This is a genomic window from Variovorax sp. P1_G12 (assembly GCF_056405555.1).
In genome coordinates this window covers 153,578-163,183 of the sequence record NZ_JBFUBW010000006.1, presented here as the reverse complement: position 1 = coordinate 163,183, position 9,606 = coordinate 153,578, and the positions used below count along the sequence as shown (strand labels likewise).

Annotated in this window: 9 protein-coding genes; 7 read left to right on the top strand and 2 right to left on the bottom strand. The window is 69.0% G+C overall.

The window, feature by feature from the left end; translation table 11 throughout:
• Window positions 1-61: 61 nt before the first annotated feature.
• Window positions 62-2,410: a xanthine dehydrogenase family protein molybdopterin-binding subunit gene (locus AC1D2O_RS09130; RefSeq protein ID WP_478156761.1), complete on the top strand. Its 2,349-nt coding sequence runs from the start codon at window positions 62-64 to the stop codon at window positions 2,408-2,410.
• 105 nt (window positions 2,411-2,515) lie between these two features.
• Here the strand turns inward: AC1D2O_RS09130 and pobA are convergent, their stop codons facing one another.
• Window positions 2,516-3,697: a 4-hydroxybenzoate 3-monooxygenase gene (pobA, locus tag AC1D2O_RS09125; protein ID WP_478091202.1), complete on the bottom strand. Its 1,182-nt coding sequence runs from the start codon at window positions 3,695-3,697 to the stop codon at window positions 2,516-2,518.
• A 122-nt stretch (window positions 3,698-3,819) separates the two neighbouring features.
• On the opposite strand from pobA, the gene AC1D2O_RS09120 reads away from it, so the two are divergent.
• From AC1D2O_RS09120 to AC1D2O_RS09100, 5 genes are all read left to right on the top strand, one after another.
• Complete coding sequence (locus AC1D2O_RS09120; protein ID WP_478091203.1) at window positions 3,820-4,590, top strand: IclR family transcriptional regulator domain-containing protein; 771 nt, start codon at window positions 3,820-3,822, stop codon at window positions 4,588-4,590.
• Between the two features lie 41 nt (window positions 4,591-4,631).
• Window positions 4,632-5,291: a response regulator gene (locus AC1D2O_RS09115; RefSeq protein WP_478156759.1), complete on the top strand. Its 660-nt coding sequence runs from the start codon at window positions 4,632-4,634 to the stop codon at window positions 5,289-5,291.
• A gap of 83 nt (window positions 5,292-5,374) precedes the next feature.
• Window positions 5,375-6,679 carry an ATP-binding protein gene (locus AC1D2O_RS09110; protein WP_478094950.1) on the top strand — a complete coding sequence of 435 codons (1,305 nt, stop codon included), beginning with the start codon at window positions 5,375-5,377 and terminating at the stop codon, window positions 6,677-6,679.
• Between the two features lie 224 nt (window positions 6,680-6,903).
• Window positions 6,904-8,394: a Do family serine endopeptidase gene (locus AC1D2O_RS09105; protein ID WP_478091980.1), complete on the top strand. Its 1,491-nt coding sequence runs from the start codon at window positions 6,904-6,906 to the stop codon at window positions 8,392-8,394.
• 206 nt (window positions 8,395-8,600) lie between these two features.
• On the top strand, window positions 8,601-8,861 hold the full coding sequence (locus tag AC1D2O_RS09100; protein WP_478091978.1) for a hypothetical protein: 261 nt from the start codon (window positions 8,601-8,603) through the stop codon (window positions 8,859-8,861).
• Between the two features lie 11 nt (window positions 8,862-8,872).
• On the opposite strand, the gene AC1D2O_RS09095 is transcribed toward AC1D2O_RS09100, so the two are convergent.
• Window positions 8,873-9,076 carry a hypothetical protein gene (locus AC1D2O_RS09095; protein ID WP_478091976.1) on the bottom strand — a complete coding sequence of 68 codons (204 nt, stop codon included), beginning with the start codon at window positions 9,074-9,076 and terminating at the stop codon, window positions 8,873-8,875.
• 119 nt (window positions 9,077-9,195) lie between these two features.
• On the opposite strand from AC1D2O_RS09095, the gene AC1D2O_RS09090 reads away from it, so the two are divergent.
• The gene (locus tag AC1D2O_RS09090; RefSeq protein ID WP_478091974.1) at window positions 9,196-9,576 is read left to right on the top strand and encodes an FHA domain-containing protein; all 381 of its coding nucleotides are present in this window, start codon (window positions 9,196-9,198) and stop codon (window positions 9,574-9,576) included.
• Window positions 9,577-9,606: the final 30 nt, after the last annotated feature.

Below are 9,606 nucleotides of genomic sequence, written 5' to 3'. Positions count from 1 at the left end.
TGCTCCGGAAGCCCATATAGTCGTTGTCGCGCTTGCGAAGAAATGATCAAGACAAAGGACCATGGTGACTACTGACACGAACCCCATGCGCTTCGGCAGCGGCCAGGCCGTCAGGCGGCTGGAAGACGAGAAGCTGCTGGCCGGCACCGGCCGCTACACCGACGACTTCACCCTGCCGGGCCAGACCTGGCTGTGTTTCGTGCGTTCCCCGTATCCGCACGCCCGGCTGGCGTCGGTCGACACCGCGGCCGCCGCCGCCATGCCTGGCGTGGTGGGCGTTTTCACGGGCGCCGATCTGGCCGGGGCCGGCGTCAAGCCGATGCCGGGCGCCGCGGCCTTCAAGCGCGCCGATGGCGCCGATTGCGCGACGCCGCCGCGCCATGTGCTGGCGCTCGACCGGGTCCGTTTCGTGGGCGAGCCGGTGGCGATGGTGATCGCCGAAACGGCTTCGCAGGCGCGCGACGCGGCCGAGGCGGTGATGGTCGACTACGAGTCGCTGCCGATGGTGGTCGACCTCCAGGGCGCCATCGCCGAGGGCGCGGTTCAGGTCTGGGAACCGGCCACCGGCAACATCGCCGCCGAGATGCGCCACGGCAGTGCCGAGGCGACCGCCGCGGCCTTCGCCAAGGCCAGCCACGTGGTGGCGCTCGACGTCGTCAACCAGCGGGTGGTCGCGCTCACGATCGAGCCGCGCACCGTGCTGGCCGACTTCGACGCCGCCTCCGACCGGATCACGATCCGCATGAGCACGCAGATGCCCTCGGGTGTGCGCGACTCGGTATGCGACGCGATCGGTCTCGCGAAGCAAAAAGTGCGGGTGGTTGTGGGCGATGTCGGCGGCGGTTTCGGCATGAAGACCGGCGCCTATCCCGAGGACATCGCGATCGCCTTCGCGGCGCGGGCGCTGCGCCGGCCGGTCAAGTGGGTGGCCGATCGCAGCGAGGAGTTCATTTCGACCTCGCATGGCCGAGACATCGAGGCCCGGGCCGAACTCGCATTGGCCGCCGACGGCAAGATCCTCGGCCTGCGCATCAAGACCCACGCGAATGTCGGCGCCTACGCGACCGGTACCGGGGTCGCGATCCAGCTCCTGATCGGCCCCTGGGTCCAGACCAGCGTCTACGACATCCAGACCATCGATTTCCACTTCAAGGCGGTGCTGACACACACCGCGCCGACAGGTGCCTACCGCGGCGCCGGCCGGCCCGAGGCGATCTACACCATCGAGCGGCTGATGGACGAGGCCGCGCGCCAGACCGGCATCGACCGGATCGAACTGCGCCGGCGCAACTTCATCCGTCCGGAGCAGATGCCCTACACCAACCCGATGAAGCAGGTCTACGACACCGGCGCCTTCGAATCGGTGATGGACCAGGCGCTGGCGCTGGCCGACTGGCAGGGCTTCGAGGCCCGGGCCGCCGAATCGAGGAAGCAGGGGCGGGTGCGAGGCCTCGGCATCGCCACCTTCCTCGAATGGACCGGCGGCAACGTGTTCGAGGAGCGCGTCACGGTCTCGGTGCGGCCCGACGGCATCATCGAGGTGTTCTCGGCGGTCAACGCCATGGGACAGGGGATCGCGACCACGCTGGCGCAGCTGGTGGTGGACGCCTTCGGCGTGCCGATCGAGCAGGTGCACATCGTGCTGGGCGACACCGACCGCGGCGACGGCTTCGGCAGCGCCGGGTCGCGCTCGCTGTTCACCGGCGGCTCGGCGGTGCGGGTCGGCGCCGAGCGCACCATCGACAAGTGCCGTGAACTGGCCGCCAAGGAACTCGAGGTGGCCGCCGCCGACATCGACTACGCCGCCGGTGTCTTCAAGGTGGCGGGCACCGACCTTCAGCTCGACCTGTTCACGCTGGCCGGCAAGCAGCCGGAAGGGGAGATCTTCGTCGACTCGACCAGCACCGTCTCGGGCCCGACCTGGCCCAACGGCTGCCACATCACCGAAGTCGAACTCGATCCGCCGACCGGCGAGATCAGCGTGCTGAGCTACGCCTCCGTCAACGATGTCGGCCGCGTGGTCAATCCCCTGATCGTGCGCGGCCAGCTCGAAGGCGGCGCAGTGCAGGGCATCGGCCAGGCGCTGTGCGAGCGGGTGGTCTACGACGCCGAGACCGGCCAACCGCTGACCGGCAGCCTGATGGACTACGCGGCGCCGCGCGCCGACATCATCGGCACGATGTTCCGCATGGAGATGGACGAGTCGACGCCGTGCAAGAACAACCCGCTGGGCGTGAAGGGCGTCGGCGAGCTCGGCACCATCGGCGCCACGCCGGCGGTGGTGAACGCAGTCGCGGACGCCCTGGCGCGCAACGGCATGGCCGGGCGGGCGCCGCACCTGGACATGCCGCTGACGCCGGACCGGGTCTGGCAGTTGATGCAGGCGGAAACCTTGGACCACCCCCGATAGCGCCTGCGGCGCCCCCCTCAAAGGGGCGATGCCAGCGGCCCGGCGAAGCCGGTTCCGCGGCATCCCTGGAAGGGGCCGAGTCCGTTTGGACGCAGCTTTGAAGCGCTAGAAATTCTCGAGCGGCAGCCCGACGTAGTTCTCGGCCAGCGAGGTCGAGGCGGCGCGGGAGTGCACCAGGTAGTCGAGCTCGGCTTCCTGGATCTTCTGGCCAAACTCGCCGGTGTCCGGAAAACGGTGCATCAGCGAGGTGAACCACCACGAGAAGCGCTCGGCCTTCCAGACCCGGCGCAGGCAGAGATCGGAGTAGCGGTCGAGCGCTGAGGCCGATTTCTCGCGGTAGAAGATCTCCAGCGCGCGCGACAGGTAGCCGACGTCGGCGGTCGCCAGGTTCAAGCCCTTGGCCCCGGTGGGCGGCACGATGTGGGCCGCATCGCCGGCCAGAAAGAGGCTCCCGAAGCGCATCGGCTCGGCGACGAAGCTGCGCAGCGGCGCGATGCTCTTCTCGAGCGAAGGCCCGGTCACGAGGCGTTCGCGCGCTTCCGGGTCGAGCCGCAGGCGCAGCTCGTTCCAGAAGGCCTCGTCGCTCCAGTTCTCGACTTTCTCCTCGGTCGGCACCTGCACGTAGTAGCGGCTGCGGGTGGCGCTGCGCATGCTGCACAGGGCAAAGCCGCGCGAGGTGTTGGCGTAGATCAGCTCGTGCGACACCGGCGGCACGTCGGCCAGCACGCCGAGCCAGCCGAAGGGGTAGATCTTCTCGTAGGTGTGAAGCGCCTCGGCCGGCACGCTGGCACGGCTGACCCCGTGGTAGCCGTCGCAGCCGGCGATGAAGTCGCATTCGATTTCGTGCGTGGCGCCGTCCTTCTCGTAGCGTACGCGGGGCCGGGCGCCGTCGAAGTCGTGCAGGCTGACCGAGGATGCGCTGTAGATCGTCGTGAGCCCTTCGGCCTGGCGCGCCTCCATCAGGTCGCGCGTCACCTCGGTCTGGCCGTAGACCGTGACCTGCTTGCCGTCCGTCAGGCCGTGCATGTCGATGCGGTGCCGGGCGCCCTTGAACAGCAGCTCGATGCCCTCGTGCGGCAGCCCCTCGGCCTTGGCCCGCCTGTCGACGCCGGCGCGCGCCAGCAGGTCCATCGTGATCTGCTCGAGCACGCCGGCCCGGATGCGTCCCAGCACGTAGTCGCCGGTCTGGCGCTCGATGATGACGTTGTCGATGCCGGCCTTGTAGAGCAGTTGGCCGAGCAAAAGGCCGGCGGGGCCTGCGCCGATGATGGCGACTTGTGTTCGCATGCGTGTCTCCTGTTGCGGTTTCGGGCAAGCGTAGGGCGGTCAGGCCGATCCGGGGTGCCGCGATGCGCGGCTCTGTGCGATCATGAAACCACCTGCGCGATGATCGCGCAACAGTTCGTTCCATGACCATTGCAAAAGCAGACTTCATCGAGGGCATCGCCAAGGGCATGGCCGTGCTCGAGAGCTTCGACACCGAGCGCCAGCGGCTCAACGCCACCCTGGCGGCCGAGCGCGCTGGCCTGACCCGTGCGGCCGCCCGGCGGCACCTGCTGACGCTGGCCCACCTGGGCTACCTCGAGACCGACGGCAGCTACTTCTGGATGGCGCCCAAGGTGCTGCGCTTCTCGGGCAGCTACCTGGCCTCGTCGCGGCTGCCGCGGGCGCTGCAGCCGACCCTGAACCGGCTCGCGGCGCAAACGCAGGAGTCGTTCTCGGCCGTGGTGCTCGACGGCGAGGAGGTGGTCATCGTCGCGCGCAGTGGCAGCTACGGAGCGCCGACGCGCGTGCTGGCCTACGGCCTGCATCTCGGTGCCCGGCTGCCGGCCCATGCGACCTCGACCGGCCGGGTGCTGCTGGCCGCACTGAGCCCGGCCCAGCTCACGCAGTGGCTCAAGGCCCGGCGGCTGTCGCGGCTGACGCCCCAGACCATCACCCAGGCACGCCTGCTGCGACAGTGCATCGCGCAGGCGCGCAAGGACGATTTCTGCTTCGCCAGCGAGGAACACGAACTCGGCGTGCAGGCGTTGGCGGTGCCGCTGCGCGACATGCAGGGGCGCACCGTGGCGGCGCTCAACGTGGTGCTGTCCGGCGGCCGGCATCAGGAGGAGGCCCTGCGCCGCGACCTGCTGCCGCTCCTGTTCGAGGCGGCGCGAGAGGTCAGGGCGCTGTTGTGAGCCGCTACCATCTCGGGCAGCCCAACACGGATCAATGAACCATGCGACTGCTGCTGCTCGAAGACGACGTGATGATCGGCGAAGCCGTGCTCGACCTGCTGCGCGCGGAGCGGTACGCGGTCGACTGGGTCAAGGACGGCGACGCCGCCGACACCGCGCTGCGCACCCAGCAATACGACCTGGTGCTGCTCGACCTCGGCGTGCCGCGGCGCGACGGCCTGGAGGTGCTGCGCGCCCTGCGCGCCCGCAAGCAGCGCATGCCGGTGCTGATCGCGACCGCGCGCGACTCGGTCCAGCAGCGCATCGAGGGGCTCGATGCCGGCGCCGACGACTACGTGCTCAAGCCCTATGACCTCGACGAGCTGCTGGCGCGGATCCGGGCGCTGCTGCGGCGCGCCTCGGGTCGGGCCGAGCCAGTCTATGAACACATGGGCGTGAGCGTCAATCCGGCCACGCGCGAGGTCACGGTGGGCGGCCGGCCGGTGCTGCTTTCGGCGCGCGAATGGGCGGTGCTCGAATCGCTGCTGGCCCGGCCCGGCATGGTGCTGTCGCGGGCCCAGCTCGAGGAGAAGCTCTACAGCTGGAAGGACGAGATCAGCAGCAATGCGGTCGAGGTCTACGTGCATGGGCTGCGCAAGAAGCTCGGTGCCGACCTGATCCGCAACGTGCGCGGGGTGGGCTACATGGTGCCCAAGGAATGACGAGCGCCGGGCCGGGCCGCCCCAAGCCAGCGAGCATCCCTTCGGCGGACAGCGAGGAAGTGCAGCACAGGGCGTGGGGGCCCATGAAATCGCTGAGGGCGCGCCTGTTGTGGTTCCTGCTGGCGGCGATCGTGCTCGCGGCCAGCACGCAGGCCTTCGTGGCCTACCGCGCGGTGCTGGAGGAGGCCGACGGCATCTTCGACCACCACATGCGTCAGATGGCACTGTCGCTGCGGGCCGGGCTGCCGCCCAGTTCCGCGGTCGGCGGCCTTGGCGGCGGCGATGAGAACTTCGAATTCATCGTCCAGGTCTGGACGCTGGACGGCATCCGGATCTTCGAATCGGCGGCCCAGGCGGCCCTGCCGCAGCGCGCGGTGCTCGGCTTCTCGAACGTGCAGGCGCGCGGCACCACCTACCGGGTGTTTTCGCTGGCGACCGGCGCACTGGTGATCCAGGTCGCGCAGGACATGGCGGCGCGCCGCCGGATGGCCGGCACGCTGGCGCTGCGCACCGTCGGCCCGATCGTGCTGGCGGCGCCGCTGCTGATGCTGGTCGTCTGGTGGGTCGTGAGCCGCTCGCTGGCGCCGGTGGCGCGCGTGCGCCGGCAGGTGGCCGCACGGCAGGCCGACGACCTGTCACCGCTCAGCGAAGGCGACCTGCCCGAGGAGGTGCGTCCGCTGGTGCACGAATTGAACCTGCTGTTCGTGCGCGTGCGCCAGGCCTTCGAGGCCCAGAAGCATTTCGTCGCCGATGCCGCACACGAATTGCGCTCCCCGCTGGCGGCGCTCAAGCTCCAGGTCCAGGGCCTGCAGCGGGCGGGCGACGACGCGGCCCGCGAACTCGCCGTGGCCCGCCTGGCGGCCGGCATCGACCGCGCGACCCGGCTGGTCGAGCAGATGCTGGCGCTGGCGCGGCACGAGGCCAGCGCGGCAGCCGGGCTGCAGCCGGAACGCGTCAGCCTGCCCGAGGTGGCACGCCTGGCCATTTCCGACGTTGTGGCCGCGGCCCAGGCGCGCGACATCGATATCGGCATCGCGCGGGCCGACCCGGCCATGGTGCAGGGCCAGCCCGAAGCGCTGCGCACCTTGCTGCGCAACCTGCTCGACAACGCGGTCAAGTACACGCCTCCCGGCGGTCGCGTCGACCTCGGAATCGCGGCCGGCGCGGGCGGGATCGCGCTGAGCGTGGACGACAGCGGGCCCGGCTTGCCCGAGAGCGAGCGCGAGCGCGTTCTCGATCGTTTCTACCGCGTGGGCGAAGCCCAGGCCCCCGGCAGCGGCCTGGGTCTGGCGATCGTCAAGTCGATCGCCGACCTCCACGTCGCGACCGTGTCGCTCGACCGCTCCCCCCTCGGCGGCCTGCGCGTTCTGGTGCGCTTCCCGAACTGAGCTAGCTCCAAGCCGACGCGGAGCGTGGACCCGGCCGGCGCAGCCAGGCCCGTTGGTGAAACACCGCGGAACCGGCTTCGCCGGGCCGCTGGTGTTGCCCCCGGTAGGGGGTGGGCGCCCGGACACGAAGTGCCGGGCAACCTGGGGGCGAGCCTTAAGCCCTTTTTAAGGGTCCGGCCCGACATTCCTTTCGTGCTCTGTTCCAACACTCGAAAGGATTCCTGATGAAAACCGGTTTGACCTCGCCCCGCGCGCTCGTGCTTTCGCTGGCAGCCGCCGGCGTGATCGGTGCCGTCGGTACCGGCGCCTACACCAGCGCCCGTGCCGTGGCCGCGCCGCCGGCGCAACCTGTTGCTGTTGCCGTCGCCGGCACCACCGCCCCGGTGGTGACCATGCCCGACTTCTCCACCATCACCGCGCGCGACGGCCAGGCGGTGGTCAACATCAGCGTCACCGGCAGCACCAAGACCGCCGGCGCGCAGGGCGGCCCGCAGATGGACCCGGACGATCCGATGTACGAGTTCTTCCGCCGCTTCGGCGGCGGCCAGGGCCCGCGCGGCCAGCAGCAGCCGCAGCGCGAGACCCCGGTGCGCGGTCAGGGCTCGGGTTTCATCCTGAGCGCCGACGGCATCATTCTGACCAACGCCCACGTCGTCAAGGACGCCAAGGAAGTCACGGTCAAGCTGACCGACCGCCGCGAGTTCAGCGCCAAGGTGCTGGGCTCCGACCCCAAGACCGACGTCGCCGTGATCAAGATCGAGGCCAAGAACCTGCCGGTGCTCTCGGTGGGCAGCACCAAGGAACTGAAGGCCGGTGAATGGGTGCTCGCGATCGGCTCGCCGTTCGGCTTCGAGAACACCGTGACCGCCGGCGTCGTCAGCGCCAAGGGCCGCTCGCTGCCCGATGACGGCTATGTGCCTTTCATCCAGACCGACGTCGCGATCAATCCCGGCAATTCGGGAGGCCCGCTGCTGAACACCCGCGGCCAGGTGGTCGGCATCAACTCGCAGATCTACAGCCGCAGCGGCGGCTACCAGGGCGTGTCGTTCGCGATCCCGATCGAGGTCGCGATGCAGGTCAAGGACCAGATCGTCGCCACCGGCCGTGCCACCCATGCCCGTCTCGGCGTCGCGGTGCAGGAAGTGAACCAGGCCTTCGCCGATTCGTTCAAGCTGGACAAGCCCGAAGGCGCGCTGGTGTCGAACGTCGAGAAGGGCGGCCCGGCCGACCAGGCCGGCCTGCGCTCGGGCGACGTGATCCGCAAGGTCGACGGCGAATCCATCGTCGCTTCGGGCGACCTGCCGGCGCTGATCGGCCAGAAGAAGCCGGGCAGCAAGATCACGCTCGAGATCTGGCGCCAGGGCGCGCGCGAGGAAATCTCCGCCAAGCTCGGCGACGCGGCCGAGAAGCCAGCCACCGTGGCGAAGAACGAGGAGAGTGGCGCCAACCAGGGCAAGCTCGGCCTCGCACTGCGCCCGCTGCAGCCGCAGGAGCAGCGTGAGGCCGCCGTCGACGGCGGTCTGCTGATCGCGGATGTCGGCGGCCCGGCGGCGCTGGCTGGGGTCCAGACCGGCGACGTGCTGCTGGCCATCAACGGCACGCCGGCGAAGAGCATCGAGCAGGTGCGCGAGGTGGTGGCGAAGGCCGACAAGTCGGTGGCCTTGCTGATCCAGCGCGACGGCAACAAGATCTTCGTGCCGGTGCGCCTGGGCTGAAGCAGGTCCGCGCGCAGCGGGCCCAAGTGCGACAAAGTGCCGGTTCGCGGGTTCATCGTCAAGGCACCGTGCAAAAGTGCCTTGGCATGAAAAACACCGAACAGTAACAATCCGGCAACAACTTAATAAGGGGTTTCCCGGTGGCACTTCGCGATATTGCACTGACTGTTCTTGAGCTCGAGCCCAACGAATTCCATTGGGTTCTGATGGAAGCAGTCCAGGCCGAGTCCGAGGAATGCCTGGGATTCCGGCCTGTCGACTGTTCGACACAAGGGGTTCCGGACTATTCGGAAGCCCTGATCCAGGGGGCCTCGGCACTTCGCGTGCTGCAAGGCCTCGCTCCGTTCGGCAAGCCGAAGACGCCGGTGAGCATCGGCGAAAGCGCTTCGCCCGACTTGGGCCATTCGGCGGCCATGTCCGACGATCCGGACTCCTGCATGTTCACGACCGACCACTCGGTCTTGTAGCGCTCTGGAACTTAGTGGTCCCGGGCGTCGAAATGCAGCGCCGTGACCGCGATCACCCGCGCCGCCTGCGAGCGGATGGTGCATTGCTGGGACAGGCCACGCAGCACCAGCCGCGGCGGTGTCGGCGCGATGCTGCGCGCCGGGGACCTGCGATGGAAGCCGACCGCCGCGAACGGCAGCAGAAACCTGGCAGCGAGCGTGAAGGGATGTTGCATGATCCTGACGGTACGCGGCTGCCGCGCTTTCGCCAATCTCTCCGAAGGGGGCAGGGCACCCCCAAAGCGACATAGGCCGGAAGGGGGCACCGCCTTCAGAGCAATCAAAGGACATGGATATGACAAGACTGATCGTGCTGCAGAAGAATGGCTCGGCCAGGCAGGTCAACGTGACGAACACTCCCTTCGTCATCGGTCGCGCCGACAGCTGCGACCTGGTGCTGGACAACCCGCTCGTGAGCCGTTCCCATGCCGTGTTCGAGGCCGTGGGCGACGCGCTCACGCTGCGCGACTTGGAGAGCCACAACGGAACCTACGTGAACGGCGAGCGGATGGAATCCGTCGTGCTGCGCAACGGCGACGAGGTCAAGATCGGCGGCTACCAGATCCGCTTTCTGTCGCAGGACGGTCCGATCGCTCCTGCGGAAGCGCTCCGGCTCGTGACCGTGCCGGGCCGGCTGACGGACATCGATTTGCAAAGGCTCGGCGCGAAACCCTGAGCGCACGCCTTTTCGGATGGCAACACCCTC